The organism is Agrobacterium sp. CCNWLW32, from assembly GCF_037083425.1.
Classification (GTDB): Bacteria; Pseudomonadota; Alphaproteobacteria; order Rhizobiales; family Rhizobiaceae; genus Agrobacterium; species Agrobacterium radiobacter.
The window spans coordinates 24,033-41,305 of sequence record NZ_JBAOJM010000011.1 but is presented as its reverse complement, the minus strand read 5'-3'; the positions used below and the strand labels follow the sequence as shown (position 1 = coordinate 41,305).

The window sequence follows — 17,273 nt, the reverse complement described above, 5'->3', positions numbered from 1 at the left end:
TCTCAGTGCGTGGCGCTTCCCCCCCTCTGTCCTGCCGGACATCTCCCCCTCAAGCGGGGAGGTCGACAAGCGTAAGGCTCCCCGCTCTATATCGACGGGCGGCGCGGCCAGCTGGGAACGGAAGCGCGTGCCGCAATTGATCTCCCCCCTTGAGAGGGAGATGTCCGGCAGGACAGAGGGGGGTAAAATCGCCGCCATCGCAATTCACTCCGCCGCAATCATCAGAGTTTCAAGCGCGATGGAAAGCCGGCCGTCGAGATTGCGGACGGGGATAGTCTTCACCTCACCCTCATCCGCCCCCAAGGCCTTGCCGGTTTCCAGCGAAATCACCCAATTGTGCAACGGACACGTCACCGAAGCCCCATGCACGATGCCCTGAGACAACGGTCCACCCTTATGCGGGCAATGATCCTCAATCGCGAAGACCTGATTTTCCGCCGTGCGGAATACGGCGATCTTGCCCATCGGCGTTTTCACGCAACGCGCACCACGCAGCGGGATGTCGGAGATGTCACCAATATCAATCCAGTTGCTGTCCATCGTTCTCACTCCGCCGCTTCACTGAAACCGATTGCCGCCATGGGCCTGAACTCATGCTTGTCGTGGCCGGATACACGTTCGGACCATGGATCAACCTGCGCGAATTTCTGGCTGAAGACGAAGCGGTCGAAATAGCCCTTGCGCTTTTCAGCATCGTCCATGATCTGGCGACGAACCTCGTCGTAGCCGATACGCTTGGCCCATTTGTAGATGCGCTCGAGGTAACGCGCCTGTTCGCGGTACATCTGGGTCAGCGCCACGATATGCTCCAGCGCCTCATCCTCGGTCCTCACGAGACCGAGCACTTCCGTGCCCTTGATATCGAGACCGGCGGCACCGGCGAAATGGATTTCAAAACCGGAATCGACGCAGATGACGCCGATATCCTTGCAGGTGGCCTCCGCACAGTTGCGCGGACAGCCCGAGACGGCGAGCTTAAGCTTGGCGGGTGTCCATGAGCCCCACATGAATTTTTCGATGCGGATGCCGAGACCGGTGGAATCCTGCGTGCCGAAACGGCACCATTGCTGGCCGACGCAGGTCTTCACTGTGCGCAGGCCTTTGGCATAGGCCTGACCGGAGATAAAACCGGCCTTGCCGAGATCGGCCCAGACCGCCGGCAAATCCTCCTTCTCGATACCGAGAAGATCGATGCGCTGGCCGCCGGTCACCTTCACCATCGGGATTTCGAACTTGTCGACCACATCCGCAATTGCCCGGAGCTCGGAGGAAGAGGTGACGCCGCCCCACATGCGCGGGACGACGGAATAGGTGCCGTCCTTCTGGATATTGGCGTGAACGCGCTCATTGATATAACGCGACTGATAATCGTCGGCATATTCATCCGGAAAGTCGCAGACGAGGTAATAATTGAGCGCCGGCCGGCACTTGGCGCAGCCGCAGGAGGTTTTCCATTCCAGCTCCTGCATCACGGCAGGAATGGTCTTCAGACCCTTGGCCTTGATCAGGCGGCGCACATCGTCATGGCCGAGATCGGTGCATTTGCACATGGGCTGCACGGCGGCGGGATTGTAGCTGTCGCCCAGCGTTATCGTCATCAACTGCTCGACAAGACCGGTGCAATTACCGCAGGAGGCGGACGCCTTGGTGTGGGCACGCACATCGTCCAGCGAGGTCAGCCCTTTGGAAGTTATAACCGAAGTGATCTTGCCCTTGCAGACGCCGTTGCAGCCGCAGATTTCCGCATCATCCGGCAAGGCTGCAACGGCCGCCATAGGGTCCAGCGGAGACCCTCCCTGATAGGCCTGGCCGAAGATAAGGGTTTCGCGCATGGTGGAGATATCGGTCGATTTCTTCATCAGGTCGAAGAACCACGACCCATCCGCCGTCTCGCCGTAAAGAACCGCGCCAATGATGCGGTTTTCCTTGAGAATGAGACGCTTGTAGACGCCGGCGGTGGCATCGCGCAGCACGATTTCCTCGCGGTCATCGCCTTCGGCGAAGTCGCCGGCGGAAAACAGGTTGATGCCTGTCACCTTCAGCTTCGTATTGGTGACAGAGCCGTGATATTCGGCCGAACCGCCGCAAAGCCGGTCAGCCAGCACGCGGGCCGATTCATAAAGCGGCGCAACGAGGCCATAGCACATGCCGCGATGCTCGGCGCATTCGCCGAGCGCGTAGATCGAGGCGTCCGACGTCATCATGCCGTCATCCACCACGATGCCGCGATTGACGGCGATGCCGGCTTCCTTGGCGAGACCCGAGGCCGGGCGGATACCGACCGCCATCACCACCATATCGCCCTTGATGATCCGGCCGTCCTCGAGCTCGATGCCCTCGACCTTGTCCTCACCGAGAATGCACTTGGTGTTGGCCTTGGTGATGATGTCGATGCCGCGCTCGTTCAGCGCCTTTTCTAAGAGATAGGCCGCTGCCGGATCGAGCTGACGCTCCATGATGGTCGGCATCAGATGGATGACGGTGACATCCATGCCCTGACGCTTCAGCCCGTAAGCCGCCTCCAGCCCGAGAAGACCCGCACCGATGACGATGGCGCGGCCTTTGCCTTCAGCGATTTCCAGCATCTTCGTCACATCGTCGAGATCGCGATAGGCGAGCACGCCGGGTAATTGATGACCGGGAACGGGAATGATGAAGGGCAGGGAACCGGTGGCGATCACCAGCCTGTCGTAAGAGGCCGTGATGCCGTTTTCGCTGGTCACGGTTTTCTTGTCACGGTCGATGCCGGTGACTTTCGCGCCCTTGTGCAGCGTCACATTATTAGCCGCATACCATTCGTCATTATGAATGACGATGTCCTCATAGCTCTTTTCGCCTGAGAGTACCGGCGAGAGCATGATGCGGTCGTAATTGACGCGCGGTTCGGCGTTGAAAATCGTGACGTCGTAAAGGCCGGGGGCGGTTTCGAACAGGTTCTCCAGCATGCGCCCCGGCGCCATGCCATTGCCGATGATGACGAGTTTTTGCGCCATAGTCGTTACTCCGCGGCTTCGACGAAGCGGTGACGTTCGTAAAGGAACTTCAGCACGGCTTCGCGGCATTTGAGGTAGGTCTTGTCGGAGGCAAGCTCGATGCGGTTGCGCGGGCGTGCCAGCGGCACGTCAAGCACCTCGCCGATATGGGCGGCGGGCCCGTTGGTCATCATCACGATGCGGTCGGAAAGCAGCACCGCCTCGTCCACATCATGGGTGATCATGACCATGGTGTTGCCGAGACGGGCGTGAATTTCCATCACCGCATCCTGAAGATGAGCGCGGGTCAGCGCGTCCAGCGCGCCGAAGGGCTCATCCAGCAGCAGGATTTTCGGCTCCATGGCGAGCGCGCGGGCAATGCCGACGCGCTGTTTCATGCCGCCGGAAATTTCCGAAGGTTTCTTGTCCTTGGCATGGGCCATCTGCACGAGATCGAGATTGCGCATGACCCAGTCATGCCGCTCGGCGCGGGTCTTGGTGTTGCGGAAGACCTTTTCCACGGCAAGATTGACGTTTTCATAGACCGAAAGCCAGGGCAGCAGGCTGTGGTTCTGGAACACGACGGCGCGTTCAGGCCCGGGTTCATTGACCTCCCGGTTTTCGAGAAGCACCGCACCGGCGGAGACTTTCGTCAGCCCGGCGATGAGGTTGAGCATGGTGGACTTGCCGCAGCCAGAATGGCCGATGACCGAGACGAATTCACCTTTTTCGATGGTGAGGTTGATGCCTTTCAGCACCTCGGCGCGCGAGCCGCCCTTTTCGAAATATTTGTCGATATGATCGAGCTTCAGATAAGCGTTCATAATATTGGCCCTCTCAATTCGCCGCAGCGCCGCGGGTGATGACCTTGCCAAGCGCCGCCACGAGCTTGTCGAGCATGAAGCCGACAACGCCGATGTAGGCGAGCGCCACGATAATGTCGGGCAGGCGCGAGGAATTCCACGCATCCCAGATGAAGAAGCCGATGCCGACGCCGCCGGTCAGCATTTCCGCAGCCACGATGGCGAGCCACGAAAGACCGATGCCGATGCGCAGGCCGGTGAAGATGTAAGGAGCGGCCGACGGCAGCATGATTTTGAAGAAGAATTCGAGCTGGTTGAGCCGCAGCACCTGCGCGACATTGCGGTAATCCTGCGGAATATTGCGTACGCCAACCGCCGTATTGATGATGACCGGCCAGATGGAGGTGATGAAAATCACGAAAATGGCCGATGGATTGCTGTCCTGAAAGGCAGCCAGCGAAAGCGGCAGCCAGGCGAGCGGCGGCACGGTGCGCAGCACCTGAAAGATCGGATCAAGGCCGCGCATGGCCCAGACCGACTGGCCGATCACCGCACCGAGGATGATGCCGGCAATGGCGGCGAGGCCGAAACCATAGGCCACACGCTCAAGCGAGACCAGAACGCGCAGCCCAAGGCCGATATCCTGCGAACCATTCTGGAAAAACGGCGATACGATGAGATCGTAGCTTTCCTCGAAGACCTGGCTAGGCGGCGGCAGCGAGGAGCCGGGCGCGGAACAGAGCAGCTGCCAGACGCCGAGCAGCATGGCGAGAACGACAAGCGGCGGTATGATGTTACGAGCCGCCGCAGCACCCCATTTGCGCAGATCGATCCGCGGCGACTGTTTCGGTGCAAGCGCCACGACGTTTGCCTTCTGCGCCACCGGCTGCTGCGGCTCTTCGTTGAATTTTCGGGCCAATGCGGACATGGGCATTTCCTCTTGATTTCGGTTGCGGTCTGGGCTCGCCCCTCATCCGGTCTTCAGCAGCGCCGGTTGGGCAGAGCTGCTGGCGGATGAGGAGCGACGCCCGGGTCTCCTCCTCAGGAGGCCGCCTTGATGGACAGACTTTCGAGATAGGCAGATGGATTTTCAGGATCGAACACCTTGCCATCGAAGAAGGTTTCCTTACCGCGCGAAGTGGAAGCGGGAAGATCCGCAACGCCGAGATCCTTGGCCGCCGCGCGCCAGATATCCTCGCGGTTTACCTTCTCCACCAGCGCTTTCACGTCCGTATCCGGCGCGAATTTGCCCCAGCGGATGTTTTCCGCGATGAACCAGCTGTCATGGCTGCGGAAGGGATAGGACGCATGGTCCTGCCAGAACTTCATCTGCAGACCGGTATTTTCGAGCGCGCGACCGTTGCCGTAATTGATATTGCCCTTGAGGCGTCCAAGAACGTCCTTCGGCGGCACGTTGAACCATTGGCGCTTGCCGAGGATGGTGGACATTTCCTCCTTGTTCGCCATCTCATCGCACCATTGCTGCGCCTCCATCACGGCCATCAGCAGCGCCTTGGTGGCGTTGGGGTTCTTTTCCACCCAGTCGGCGCGCATGCCGAGCGCCTTTTCCGGATGGCCCTTCCAGAGCTCTCCGGTGGTACAGGCAGTAAAGCCGATGCCCTGATTGACGAGCTGTTCATTCCACGGCTCGCCAACACAGAAGACGTCCATATTGCCGACTTTCATGTTGGCAACCATCTGCGGCGGCGGAACGACGATGGTGGAGACGTCCTTGTCCGGATCGATGCCGCCGGCGGCGAGCCAGTAGCGGATCCAGAGATCATGGGTGCCGCCGGGGAAGGTCATCGCGGCCTTGATTTCCTTGCCTTCGGCCTTCTTCTTCTCGAAAGCAGCCTTCAATTTGGAAGCATCGAGCTGAACGCCGGTTTCGGCATATTCCTTGGCGACGGAAATGCCCTGGCTGTCGAGGTTGAGGCGGGCGAGGATGGTCATCGGCACCGGCACATTATTCTGGGTCACCTTGCCGGTGTGCATGAGATAGGGCATCGGCGTCAGAATATGCGCGCCATCAATGCCGTTGGATGCGCCACCAAGCACGAGATTGTCGCGAGTCGCGCCCCAGGAGGCCTGCTTCAGAACCTCGACATCAGGCATGCCATGCTTGGCGAACAGCCCCTTTTCCGCCGCGATGATGAGCGGGGCGGCATCGGTCAGCGCGATAAAGCCGATTTTCGCACCTTTTACTTCCGGCTCGGCGGTGGCTGCGAAAGCACCCGATGGAAAGGCCACGCGCACAGCGCTGACAAGGGCTGCGGTGGCGGTCGTCTTCAGTATCGTGCGGCGGCTGACAGCGCCGGAGAATATCTTTTTCATTCGCATGTTCCCCTTATTGGGCCACCTCTGCGGGTGACGTTTTCGCTTGCGAAAAAACCTGAAAATAAAAAACGCCGCTCGGTGTTTGCACCGGCGGAACGGGAGGTGTTCCGGGCAGCAAAACCTTGCGACGTCTGTGTCTTTGAAAGCGCCTATGCCGCGCCCTGCTCGCCCCGATCGCCGTTGACCGGTGCAAACAAGGAGAAGCAAGAGGCGTGCCAGTTTTCTAGATGGAAGCTATATTATTGTAAATAAAACAGAATTTCAGAAATTCTGTCAGGCGATTAAATTTTAACCAGCCGCAATTTTGTCTATCGTTTACGCAACTGGAAAAATTCCGCGCTTGAAATTTGCGCAGCTAGCCCGGCTGAACTGCTCTCAGGCTTCGCCTTGGGAGGTAGAAACAGGGGCAGAACTGCGCACGGCAAAACCATTCACATACCCTGTAATGTCAGCGGGATCGAAGACGAAGCCGTCCACAAAACGGTCGCCAGCCTCCTGTCCTTCGATACGAATATCGGCATCATCAGGCGCATTGGCATCGCCCAGCGCCGCCCGATAAATATCCGGCCGATAAGCGGACAGGGCAGCTTCTACGCCACCTTGCGAAAACTCCGCCTGCCCCCAGCGGATCATCTGGCTGTAAATCCACAATGCCTGGCTCCGGCGCGGATAATTGGCATGACCACCGTGGAACAGGAAATATTTGTCGATAACCCGGCGGTTGCCCTGGCTGTCAATATTGAATTCACCGGCAAGAACGTGGCGGATGATGCTTTCCGGCGCGCCGATATAGCGGGGATCAGCAAGCACCCGGCTTAGATCGTCGTGATTTCCCGCAACATCACACCAGCGCGCGGCAGCATCGAGCGCCGTCAGCAGCCGGCCGACCGTTTCCTGCTGGCTTTCAGCCCATTCCGGCCGCATGCCGATGACCTTTTCCGGCGCAGAAGGCCACAGGTCCTGCTTGGCGGCAACGATCCGGCCAACACCGCGCTCGGCGGCGACGATGTTCCAAGGCGCTCCGACGCAGAAACCGTCGATAGCCCCTGCGGCCAACGCGTCCGACGTCAATGGCGGCGGCACCACCACAAGCTTGACGTCGTGATCGGGGTGAATGCCGCCGGCGGCGAGCCAATAGCGGAATTCGTAATTATGCGATGAAAAAGGATAGGTCATGCCGAGTGTCGGCGGCGGTTCGCCGCGCGCCCGCATATCGTCGAGCACCCGCTTCAACGCCTCGGCATTTTCGAGTGCGCCCGCCATTTCGGAAAGCCCTGTCAAGGCCTTCATCCGGGCAAACAGGCGGGTCGAAAGCGTGATCGCATTGCCGCCGCGTCCGAGCGAAAAAGGCGTGATCGTCGGCGACGGGTTGGAACCGAGCCCGAGCATGGAGGCAACGGGCATCGGCGACAGCATATGGGCGATATCGAATTGCCGGAACGCCAGCCGGTCGCGCACATTCGCCCAGGAGACATCTTTGACGAGATCGATCGACAGACCTTCGCGTTCGGCAAAACCGAATTCGGCAGCGGCGATCAGGACGGATGCATCGACAAGCGGGATAAAGCCGGCACGCAGGATTTTCTGCCGGTCGCTGCCGACGATTGCCGGCGCGCCCGGGGCTTTCGTTACTCCGCTGTCTGATCCGGCCGTTTTTTCCGGTGCCGCCATATCATGCACTCCTTGACTGTCCGACCGGCGGTTCGTCACATCAACAAACCGGCCGCGGTGACCACGCTTTGCGCGATCTCGGAAATCTTCTTTTTCTCATTCATCGCCGTCTGGCGCAAAAGCGCAAAGGCCTCCTCTTCGGAAAGGCCGCGCATCTTCATCAATATGCCCTTGGCGCGCTCGATGACCTTGCGCTCCTCCAGCGCCGATTTGGCATCGGCGAGTTCCCGCTGCAATCGGCTGAAAGCATTGAAGCGGCTGACCGCCATATCGAGAATGGGCTTGACCCGCTCCTTCTTCAACCCGTCCACCACATAGGCGGAAACGCCCGCCTCGACGGCAGCCTCGATGGAGGCCGTATCGGAGCGATCGACGAACATGGCAATAGGCCGGCCGACCGTGCGGGTGAGCTGGAACAGATGCTCCATCATGTCACGATTGGGATTTTCCAGATCGATGAAGATGACATCGGGCTGCAGCGTCTCGATGGTACGCGCGACCCCGTTCACCTCATGGATAACAGTGACGCGACTATAACCGGCTTCGCGCAGCCCCTCCTCAATGATGGAGGCGCGGATCGCGTTTTCGTCTATAACGAGAATGGTCAGGTCGCGAAGCGTCATGTCAGCATTGATGACGCAGCGCAGCAAACTTGGCAATCGGCTGCGGATGCAAAAAATGGATGGAGCGGCAAGGGCCGTTTTTTCCCCTGCCGCCCATCATATCAGGATGCGTGTTCGACGGCGCGTTCGAGCGCCTTCAAAACCGTCCGCTCGGAAAGATTGAGATAGATTTCCATCTCGTCGCCAGCCTCCTGCGCCTTTCCTTCTTCCATCAGCGATAAAATCTTGCTGTTCATGTCCACAAAGGGGGAATGAAGCTGTTCGGGATCCTTCAGCAAACCGAAACAAAGCCTGAGCTCAGCAGCGATACGCTCGTAAAAGTCGCTGAGACGGGCGCTGTCTAGAAGATCGACGGCGGCGGCATGAAATTTCATGTTGGCGCTGCCCACGCCCAGCCAGTCGGCCTCGTCACGCTTGACCTTGGCATCTTCGACGGCTGCCCGCATCGCTTTGATCGCGGGGTGCTTGTGCCAGGCCTGGCGCAGCGCGCCACATTCCACCATGCGCCGCACCCGATAGATATCGATGACCGAAGACATGGTGGGAACGGCGACAAACACGCCGCGATTGGCCTCGTGGCGCAACAGGCCGTCCTTGGTCAGCAGCCGGAAAGCTTCGCGCAGCGAATTGCGGGAGACGTCGAAACGTTCACTGAAGGCTGCCTCTGAAAGGCGCTGCCCCGGCATCAGCTCGCCTGATATCAGCAGGGTGCGGATACCCTTGGCCAATCGATCCGCAAGCGGCAGACCCTCTATCGTTTCCGTCATGACGCTCCTTTCCGTAAGAGCAATGCAGCATCGGGAATTCCGTGACAGGCATGTTCGGACACGGCATGATTGCCCATAGCACAAAGCATTAGCAAAGCACGAAAAAAACGTGATGAATTCCTGCGCATAACGTCCAACAAATGAACAGAATAAGAGAACGATTATTATTTATTGTTGAACAATATTGACAATTTCGCGGAACACGACAAGATCGGCCGCATAAAGCATCCGCGAGGGGCGGATTGCGATTGGAGCGGAGAAAATCCATGGAGCAGAACAAGCTCTCGCCCGCCGACCCTAACGAGGTTGCGCGCAAGGCGAAGAATCAGCGTTATGCCTTGCTTTCGGCAATGTTCCTGATGTCGATGTCGGCCGTCGGACCGGGCTTCATCACGCAGACGGCGAATTTCACGGTGAAACTGGGCGCCGCATTCGCATTCGCCATCATTATTTCCATACTGATCGACTTCGTCGTGCAGGCCAATATCTGGCGCATCGTCACCATCACCCGCATGCGCGCGCCGGCGATTGCCAATGCCGCCATTCCGGGCTCGGGTTATCTGCTCGCCATTCTCGTCATCATCGGCGGCCTGTTCTTCAATATCGGTAATATCGGCGGCGCTGGCCTCGGCTTCAACGCCATGATCGATCTCGACCCGAAGATCGGCGGCGCGATCGGCGCGCTGGCGGCCATCGGCATCTTCCTGTCGCGCCGGGCGGGCATCGCCATGGACCGCGTGGTTTTCGTGGCCGCCTTCGTCAAACTCGCGCTGATCGTTTATGCGGCTTACGTCTCCGGCCCGCCCGTGGCGGAAGCCTTCCGCCAGACCTTCCTGCCCGATACCATCGATTTCGTCACCATCACCACCATCGTCGGCGGCACGGTCGGCGGTTATATCACCTATGCTGGCGCACATCGCCTGCTGGACAAGGGCATGGTGGGCGTTGAAAATATCAACGCGGTCAATCGTGCGGCGCTGAGCGGCATCGCGATTACCGGCGTGCTGCGCTACATCCTGTTCCTTGCCATCCTCGGTGTCGTCGCCAGCGGCGTGGTCATCGATCTCTCCGGCAAGGCGGCAAACCCCGCCGGCCAGGCTTTCCATGCCGCCGCCGGCGATATCGGCTTCCGCCTGTTCGGCGCGGTCTTCCTCGCCTCGGCCATGACCAGCATCATTGGTGCGGCCTATACCTCCGTGTCGTTCCTGACGGCTTTCAAGCCTGACATAACGGAGCGCCAGCGAAACCTGGCAACCGTCGGCTTCATCGCCATTTCGCTGATCGCCTATGTCATCATCACCACACCGCCTGCAGCCATGCTCGTCTTCGTCGGCGGCCTCAACGGTCTCGTTCTGCCGATCGGCCTTTCGATCTTCATGTATGCAGCCTGGAAACGCGCCGATCTGATGCACGGTTATCACTACCCGCGCTGGTTGCTGGTGCTTGGCGTGCTGACCTGCGCACTCACCTGGTATATGGCCTATAAGTCGGCGGGCGCGATCTTCGCCTTGCTCGGCTACTGATAAATTCAAGGGAGGCAAACATGGCCGCTATCGATCTCAACAGCGATCTTGGCGAAAGTTACGGCGCATGGCGCATGGGTGACGACGAGGCGATGCTCGCCATCGTCTCCAGCGCCAACATCGCCTGCGGATTTCACGCAGGTGATCCGGCCGGCATCTACCGCACCGTCAAGGCCGCTGCCGAAAAAGGCGTGGTTGTCGGCGCCCATGTCTCCTATCCGGACCGCGTCGGCTTCGGCCGCCGTGATCTGGACGCGACCTCGGAAGAGCTGATTGCCGATGTCATCTATCAGATCGGCGCGCTGAAAGGCGTCGCCGCCGCTGCCGGCACCACGGTGCGTTACGTCAAACCGCATGGCGCGCTCTACAACCGCATCGCCAATGACGCGAAACAGGGGCAGGCCGTTATCGACGGCATCAAGGCGATAGACTCGTCGCTGGTATTGATGGGCCTTGCCAATGCCCCCATCCTCGATCTCGCCCGCAAGTCCGGTCTTGCCGTCGTTGCCGAAGCCTTTGCGGATCGTGCCTATACGCCTCAGGGCCAGCTCGTTTCCCGCCGGGAAGCCGGTGCCGTCCTGCATGATGCGGCAAAGATCGCCGACCGCATGGTGCAGCTCGCCCGCGAAGGCACGCTGGAGGCAATCGATGGCAGCATCATAAAAATCGAGGCGCAATCCATCTGCGTGCATGGCGACAGCCCCGGCGCGGTTGCCATCGCCCAGGAAATCCGCCGCCGTTTCGAGGCTGATGGCATCGACATCCGCTCCTTCGCATCCAATCGCTGAAAGGGTAGCCGATGACGATACCGACATCCTATCTCAACCACACGGACGCGGACGCCGCGCGAAAGGCCCGCGCCATCTATCGCGACGGCCTCGTCGCCCCAACCTCTGGCATAGCACCCGGCTTCACGCAGGCGAACATGATCGTGCTGCCGCGCGACTGGGCTTTCGATTTCCTGCTTTATGCGCAGCGCAATCCCAAACCCTGCCCGGTGCTTGATGTCTCCGATCCCGGCTCGCCCACCACGCTTCTCGCGCCCGGTGCCGATCTCAGAACTGATCTACCGCTCTACCGCATCTGGCGGGACGGCAAGCTTGCCGAGGAAACGGCTGATGCCACCGCTGCGTGGGCTGAGCGTGACGATCTCGTCGCTTTCCTGATCGGCTGCAGCTTCACCTTCGAAACGCCGATGGTGGAAGCGGGCATCGAAATCCGCCACATGACCGACAAGAGCAATGTGCCAATGTATCTCACCAACCGGCCCTGCCGTCCGGCGGGTCGGCTGAAGGGCAATATGGTCGTTTCCATGCGGCCGATCCCGGCGTCGCGTGTTGCCGATGCGGCAACCATTTCGGGACGTTTTCCGGCGGTGCATGGCGCGCCCGTGCATGTCGGCGCGCCGGAAGAAATCGGCATCATCGATCTTGCCAAACCCGACTTCGGTGATGCGGTGCGGATCGAGCCGGGTGAGGTTCCGGTCTTCTGGGCCTGCGGTGTGACCCCTCAGGCCGCGGTCATGGCATCCGGCGTGCCTTTTGCGATCACCCATGCGCCGGGCCACATGTTCATCACCGATATTCCCGATTCCGCCTATCACGCGTGAGGATATGATGCGTTTTCTCCCCGTCAGCCTCACCACCATTCTTGTCGAACTTGCCGATCTCGATGAAACGCTGGCGCTTTTCGCCTCGCTTCAGAGTGATCCGGTCGAGGGCATCGAAGAGACGGTGCCGGCGGCCCGCACGTTGATGATCCGCTTTCGCCCCGAAAAGATCGGTGCGGAGATGCTGGCCGCGCAGCTCGCAAGCCGCGATCTCTCGGCGAAAATTGCACCTTCGGACAATCTCGTCGAAATCCCCGTCCATTATAATGGCGAGGACCTCGCCGATGTTGCCGAACTGACCGGCATGAGCATCGAAGAGGTCATCCGTCGCCACACCGAAAGCGAATTCACCGTGGCCTTTTGCGGCTTCGCTCCCGGTTTCGGTTATCTGGTCGGCGGCGATCCGGGCCTGCATGTGCCGCGCCGGCAAAGCCCGCGCACCCGCATTCCCGCCGGCTCAGTGGCATTGGCTGGTGCCTTCAGCGGCGTCTATCCGCAAAACAGCCCCGGCGGCTGGCAGATCATCGGCACGACGCCGGTGAAAATGTGGGATATTGACCGCGATCCCGGCGCACTTTTCCAGCCGGGTTACCGGGTGCGTTTCTTCGACATGAACAAGGCCGGCAAGACGGTCGATATTCCCGTCTCGGCACCGCGTAGTTCGCAAAAAGAACCGATAAAGGACGGCCCACATTTCGAGGTGCTCGCCGCACCCATGCCCGCCATCTTTCAGGATCTCGGCCGCTTCGGCCAGACAGGGCAGGGTGTATCGGCTTCCGGCGCCTTGGATCGCGGTGCGTTCAACGCCGCAAACCGCATCGTCGGCAATCCGGTTAATACGCCGTGCCTTGAACTGACGCTCGGCGGTTTTTCCTTCAGGAGCACAAGCCGCACTGTCATCGGCATTGCCGGTGCGCCCTGCCCCGTCACCATTACCACGGCGGATGGCAGCTTCGCGGCAAAGACCGATGGCCCGGTATCCCTCGAACCCGGCGATGTCGTGACTTTCGGCCAGCCGCCGAAGGGCATGCGCTGTTATCTTGCGGTACGCGGCGGCTTTGATGTTGAGCCGGTACTCGGCAGTTTCGCAACCGATACGCTCGCTGTTGTCGGTCCCGAACCGGTGGGCGCTGGCGCCGTCCTTTCGCTCAAGGGTGAGAAGTCCGGCCTCTCCAGCGTATCGATCAACGAAGTTCCGGCCTTAGAACCTCCGGCAACCGGTGAGGTCGTGACACTGGACGTCGTTCTCGGCCCCCGCACCGACTGGTTCACGCAGAAGGGTATCGAGACGCTGACCGGCCAGTTCTGGCAGGTCACGCCGCAATCGAACCGCGTCGGCATCCGCCTTGCCGGCGACGTGCCGGTGGAACGCAAGGACAGCGCCGAACTGCCGAGTGAAGGCACGGCGACAGGGGCGATCCAGATACCGCATAGCGGCCAGCCGGTTCTCTTCCTTGCCGATCACCCGCTGACCGGCGGTTATCCCGTCATCGGCGCGGTGGCGGAATATCATCTCGATCTTGCCGGGCAGATCCCCGTCAACGCCAAAATCAAATTCCGCCCGATCGGCCTATTCGCCGAAATCGCGGCCAAGAACATAGAATTCCGAGGAGAAGAGCGATGAAAAAAGTGCTGATTGCCAATCGCGGCGAGATCGCGGTGCGCATCATCCGCGCATGTCGCGATTATGGCCTGCAATCGGTCGCCGTTTATGCCGATCCCGATCAGGATGCGCTTTTCGTCCGGCTGGCGGATGAAGCCTATGCGCTGGAAGGCGTGCGCCCGGCCGAGACCTATCTCGATATCACCAAGCTGATCGCGATTGCCAAACGTGCCGGCGCGGATGCCGTGCATCCCGGCTACGGCTTCCTGTCCGAGCGTGCTGAATTCGCGCAGGCCGTGCTTGATGCCGGCTTGATCTGGATCGGCCCGGACCCGCAGGTTATCGAAGCATTGGGCGACAAGGTCGAGGCGCGGCGCATCGCCACCGGCGTCGGCGCACCGCTGGTCGCCGGCAGCGACGGCCCGGTCTCTTCCGCCGCCGAAGTCACAGCCTTTGCCGAAGAACACGGCCTGCCCGTCGCCATCAAGGCAGCGCATGGCGGCGGTGGTCGCGGCCTGAAAGTTGCTTGGAAGATGGAAGAGATCGCCGATCTCTACGAATCCGCCGTGCGCGAGGCGACAGCCGCTTTCGGCCGCGGCGAGTGCTTCCTCGAACGTTTCCTTGACCGGCCGCGCCATATCGAGGCGCAGGTTCTCGCCGACAAGCACGGCAATGTGCTGGTACTCGGCACCCGCGACTGCTCGCTGCAGCGCCGGAACCAGAAACTGATCGAAGAAGCCCCTGCCCCCTTCCTGTCCGCCGAACAGCGTCAGAAAATCCATGCGGCCGCCAAGGCGATCTGCGCTGCCGCTGGTTATTCCGGCGCCGGCACCGTCGAATTCCTTCTCGGCGTCGACGGCACGATTTCTTTCCTCGAGGTCAATACGCGCCTGCAGGTGGAACATCCGGTTACCGAGGAAACCACAGGCATCGATCTCGTCATCGAACAGTTCCGCATTGCCGAAGGCCACAAGCTACGGGTGCTTGAAACGCCGGAGCCGCGTGGCCACTCCATGGAGTTCCGCATCAATGCCGAAGATCCCGGCCGGGGTTTCCTGCCCACACCCGGCTCGATCTCGGTTTTCGACGCACCTTCAGGTCCCGGGATTCGCGTGGATAGCGGTGTCGTCAGCGGCTCCAGCGTGCCTGGCGTATTCGACTCGCTGATGGCGAAGCTGATCGTCACCGGTGCCGACCGCGATCAGGTCCTGCGTCGCGCCCGCCGCGCGCTGAAGGAGTTCCGCATCGAAGGCATCGCCACGGTGCTGCCATTTCATCGCGCCGCGATCGAAACCGAAGACTTCATCGGCACGGACGGTTTCAAGGTTCATACCCGCTGGATCGAGACCGATTTCGCCGCCATGCCGGATGCGATGGAACGACCGGCACCGGCCGACGACCCTTCCGTTACTCGCACTTTTCTGGAAATCGACGGCAAGCGCGTATCGGTTGGCCTGCCCAGCCTGCTGCTCTCCAGTCTCGGTGCGGTTAGCGGCAGCAGCGCGGCTGTTCCGGGCGCCGCCGCCACCAAGGAAAAGGAAGGTGAAATCCTCGCCCCGGTTTCCGGCACCTTGCAGTCCTTCAAGGTGGAAGACGGCGACACGGTTTCGCAAGGCGATCTTTTGGCCGTCATGGAAGCCATGAAGATGGAGACGCAGATTGTCGCCCCCAAGGCCGGCAAAGTCCGTCTGATCGTCAAGGAAGGCGACTATCTGCAGGCGGGCGCTGCTCTTCTCGACATAGCCGGCTAATATACGGGCGGGCCATCGGGCCTCACAATTGCAGATCGCGCATCCCCGGCGGCGGAACCCTTTCGCCGCCGGGCCGTTTATGGCGCGACCTGCTAACTACTGTGAGGGAAATATGGCCGGACGCACCTTGCTTCAGTTCTTCCATTGGTATTATCCAGACGGAGGGAAATTATGGAGCGAGGTGGCCGAAAAGGCCGAAAGCCTTGCGAAAATGGGTATCACCGATGTTTGGCTGCCGCCCGCCTACAAGGGCGCCGCCGGTGGTTATTCGGTGGGTTATGACACCTACGATCTCTTCGACCTCGGCGAATTCGACCAGAAGGGCACCGTCGCCACCAAATATGGTGATCGCACCGCGCTCGAACATGCCGGACGAACGCTGAAGGAAAACGGCATCCGCGTCATTCACGATGTTGTTCTCAATCACAAGATGGGTGCCGACGAGAAGGAAAAGGTGCGGGTTCGCCGCGTCAATCCTGAGGACCGTACCGAGATCGATGATGAAGACTTTCCGGCGCTTGCCTATACACGCTTCACCTTTCCCGGTCGCAACGGCAAACATTCCAAATTCATATGGGACCTGAAGTGCTTCAGCGGTGTCGACCATATCGAGGAACCGACCGAAGACGGCATTTTCCGCCTCGTCAACGAATATGGCGATGGGGAATGGAATGAGGAAGTCGATCAGGAAAACGGCAATTTCGACTATCTGATGGGTGCGGATGTCGAGTTCAGGAACCGGGCGGTTTACGAGGAACTCAAATATTGGGGCCGCTGGCTCTCCGAGCAGGTACAGGTGGATGGCTTCCGCCTGGATGCCGCCAAACATATTCCGGCCTGGTTCTTCCGTGACTGGGTCGGCCATATGCGCGAAACGGTCGATCCGGATCTCTTCGTCGTGGCGGAATATTGGCACCCCGATCTCGAGGCGCTGAAAAGCTATCTCGAACTGGTCGACAAGCAGCTCATGCTTTTTGACGTCGCCCTTCACCACAGCTTCCATGACGCCTCGAAACAGGGCGGTGATTTCGACATGCGCAACATCTTCGATGGCTCGCTTGTCTCCGCCGTTCCCGACCACGCCGTCACGCTGGTCGATAATCACGACACCCAGCCGCTGCAATCGCTGGAAGCGCCGGTGGAACCCTGGTTCAAGCCTCTTGCCTATGCCATCATTCTGCTGCGCGAAGAGGGCGTGCCCTGCGTCTTTTATCCCGATCTGTTCGGCACCCGTTATACCGACACCGGAAATGACGGCAACGAACACGAGATCATCATTCCGGCCATCGAATGCCTGCCGAAACTCATCGAGGCCCGCAGCCTTTTCGCCAACGGAGCCCAGACGGATATTTTCGACGACCCGAGTTGCATTGCCTTCATTCGCCACGGCACCGCCGATGCGCCGGGCTGTGTGGTGGTGATGTCGAATGGCGAGCCGGCGGAAAAGCAGATCGATCTCGGTCCCGATCACGCCGGGGCGGTCTGGCGCGACTTTCTCGGGCACCGTGAAGAACATATTACCTTTGATGAGAGCGGCAAGGGCGTCTTTCCCACCAATGGCGGCAGCGTCAGCGTGTGGGTTCCAGCCGATTCCGAGTGAGGGACAATCGCCCC

General features: G+C 60.2%; 14 protein-coding genes. 6 read left to right on the top strand and 8 right to left on the bottom strand.

The window, feature by feature from the left end; translation table 11 throughout:
• Positions 1-204: 204 nt before the first annotated feature.
• The 8 genes from nirD to V6R85_RS19870 form a co-directional block, all read right to left on the bottom strand.
• Positions 205-540 (bottom strand): nitrite reductase small subunit NirD, encoded by a 336-nt coding sequence (nirD, locus tag V6R85_RS19905; RefSeq protein ID WP_003505867.1) that lies wholly within the window; start codon positions 538-540, stop codon positions 205-207.
• Between the two features lie 5 nt (positions 541-545).
• On the bottom strand, positions 546-2,993 hold the full coding sequence (gene nirB / locus V6R85_RS19900) for a nitrite reductase large subunit NirB (protein WP_020812588.1): 2,448 nt from the start codon (positions 2,991-2,993) through the stop codon (positions 546-548).
• A gap of 5 nt (positions 2,994-2,998) precedes the next feature.
• Entirely contained in the window at positions 2,999-3,796 is a 798-nt protein-coding gene (locus tag V6R85_RS19895) for an ABC transporter ATP-binding protein (RefSeq protein ID WP_129565462.1), read from the bottom strand.
• Between the two features lie 13 nt (positions 3,797-3,809).
• Positions 3,810-4,703, bottom strand: a complete 894-nt coding sequence (gene ntrB / locus V6R85_RS19890; RefSeq protein WP_003505862.1) for a nitrate ABC transporter permease — start codon at positions 4,701-4,703, stop codon at positions 3,810-3,812.
• Positions 4,704-4,816: 113 nt separating this feature from the next.
• Positions 4,817-6,109: a CmpA/NrtA family ABC transporter substrate-binding protein gene (locus V6R85_RS19885; RefSeq protein WP_003505860.1), complete on the bottom strand. Its 1,293-nt coding sequence runs from the start codon at positions 6,107-6,109 to the stop codon at positions 4,817-4,819.
• A gap of 378 nt (positions 6,110-6,487) precedes the next feature.
• A complete protein-coding gene (locus V6R85_RS19880) occupies positions 6,488-7,783 on the bottom strand; it encodes a CmpA/NrtA family ABC transporter substrate-binding protein (RefSeq protein WP_129565463.1) in 1,296 nt (431 codons plus the stop codon).
• Between the two features lie 35 nt (positions 7,784-7,818).
• Entirely contained in the window at positions 7,819-8,406 is a 588-nt protein-coding gene (locus V6R85_RS19875; RefSeq protein ID WP_080865065.1) for an ANTAR domain-containing response regulator, read from the bottom strand.
• Between the two features lie 101 nt (positions 8,407-8,507).
• A complete protein-coding gene (locus V6R85_RS19870; RefSeq protein ID WP_020812594.1) occupies positions 8,508-9,173 on the bottom strand; it encodes a GntR family transcriptional regulator in 666 nt (221 codons plus the stop codon).
• Between the two features lie 266 nt (positions 9,174-9,439).
• Between V6R85_RS19870 and V6R85_RS19865 the strand changes: the two genes are divergently transcribed.
• The 6 genes from V6R85_RS19865 to amyA all read left to right on the top strand — a co-directional run bounded on the left by V6R85_RS19865 (position 9,440) and on the right by amyA (position 17,259).
• The gene (locus V6R85_RS19865; RefSeq protein WP_003505852.1) at positions 9,440-10,696 is read left to right on the top strand and encodes an NRAMP family divalent metal transporter; all 1,257 of its coding nucleotides are present in this window, start codon (positions 9,440-9,442) and stop codon (positions 10,694-10,696) included.
• Between the two features lie 20 nt (positions 10,697-10,716).
• Positions 10,717-11,484: a LamB/YcsF family protein gene (locus tag V6R85_RS19860; protein WP_003505845.1), complete on the top strand. Its 768-nt coding sequence runs from the start codon at positions 10,717-10,719 to the stop codon at positions 11,482-11,484.
• An 11-nt stretch (positions 11,485-11,495) separates the two neighbouring features.
• Entirely contained in the window at positions 11,496-12,305 is an 810-nt protein-coding gene (locus tag V6R85_RS19855) for a putative hydro-lyase (protein ID WP_003505842.1), read from the top strand.
• Positions 12,306-12,312: 7 nt separating this feature from the next.
• A complete protein-coding gene (locus V6R85_RS19850; RefSeq protein ID WP_129565464.1) occupies positions 12,313-13,929 on the top strand; it encodes a 5-oxoprolinase/urea amidolyase family protein in 1,617 nt (538 codons plus the stop codon).
• Positions 13,926-15,659 carry an acetyl/propionyl/methylcrotonyl-CoA carboxylase subunit alpha gene (locus V6R85_RS19845; protein WP_003505838.1) on the top strand — a complete coding sequence of 578 codons (1,734 nt, stop codon included), beginning with the start codon at positions 13,926-13,928 and terminating at the stop codon, positions 15,657-15,659. The genes V6R85_RS19850 and V6R85_RS19845 overlap by 4 nt, the downstream gene beginning before the upstream one ends.
• Positions 15,660-15,771: 112 nt before the next feature.
• Complete coding sequence (amyA, locus tag V6R85_RS19840) at positions 15,772-17,259, top strand: alpha-amylase (RefSeq protein ID WP_129565465.1); 1,488 nt, start codon at positions 15,772-15,774, stop codon at positions 17,257-17,259.
• Positions 17,260-17,273: the final 14 nt, after the last annotated feature.

What these genes read in the sequence shown, in the direction of transcription:
- nirD (WP_003505867.1), bottom strand. Translation starts at nt 540, where the DNA reads ATGGACAGCAACTGGATTGATATTGGTGACATCTCCGACATCCCGCTG.
- nirB (WP_020812588.1), bottom strand. Translation starts at nt 2,993, where the DNA reads ATGGCGCAAAAACTCGTCATCATCGGCAATGGCATGGCGCCGGGGCGC.
- V6R85_RS19895 (WP_129565462.1), bottom strand. Translation starts at nt 3,796, where the DNA reads ATGAACGCTTATCTGAAGCTCGATCATATCGACAAATATTTCGAAAAG.
- ntrB (WP_003505862.1), bottom strand. Translation starts at nt 4,703, where the DNA reads ATGTCCGCATTGGCCCGAAAATTCAACGAAGAGCCGCAGCAGCCGGTG.
- V6R85_RS19885 (WP_003505860.1), bottom strand. Translation starts at nt 6,109, where the DNA reads ATGAAAAAGATATTCTCCGGCGCTGTCAGCCGCCGCACGATACTGAAG.
- V6R85_RS19880 (WP_129565463.1), bottom strand. Translation starts at nt 7,783, where the DNA reads ATGGCGGCACCGGAAAAAACGGCCGGATCAGACAGCGGAGTAACGAAA.
- V6R85_RS19875 (WP_080865065.1), bottom strand. Translation starts at nt 8,406, where the DNA reads ATGACGCTTCGCGACCTGACCATTCTCGTTATAGACGAAAACGCGATC.
- V6R85_RS19870 (WP_020812594.1), bottom strand. Translation starts at nt 9,173, where the DNA reads ATGACGGAAACGATAGAGGGTCTGCCGCTTGCGGATCGATTGGCCAAG.
- V6R85_RS19865 (WP_003505852.1), top strand. Translation starts at nt 9,440, where the DNA reads ATGGAGCAGAACAAGCTCTCGCCCGCCGACCCTAACGAGGTTGCGCGC.
- V6R85_RS19860 (WP_003505845.1), top strand. Translation starts at nt 10,717, where the DNA reads ATGGCCGCTATCGATCTCAACAGCGATCTTGGCGAAAGTTACGGCGCA.
- V6R85_RS19855 (WP_003505842.1), top strand. Translation starts at nt 11,496, where the DNA reads ATGACGATACCGACATCCTATCTCAACCACACGGACGCGGACGCCGCG.
- V6R85_RS19850 (WP_129565464.1), top strand. Translation starts at nt 12,313, where the DNA reads ATGCGTTTTCTCCCCGTCAGCCTCACCACCATTCTTGTCGAACTTGCC.
- V6R85_RS19845 (WP_003505838.1), top strand. Translation starts at nt 13,926, where the DNA reads ATGAAAAAAGTGCTGATTGCCAATCGCGGCGAGATCGCGGTGCGCATC.
- amyA (WP_129565465.1), top strand. Translation starts at nt 15,772, where the DNA reads ATGGCCGGACGCACCTTGCTTCAGTTCTTCCATTGGTATTATCCAGAC.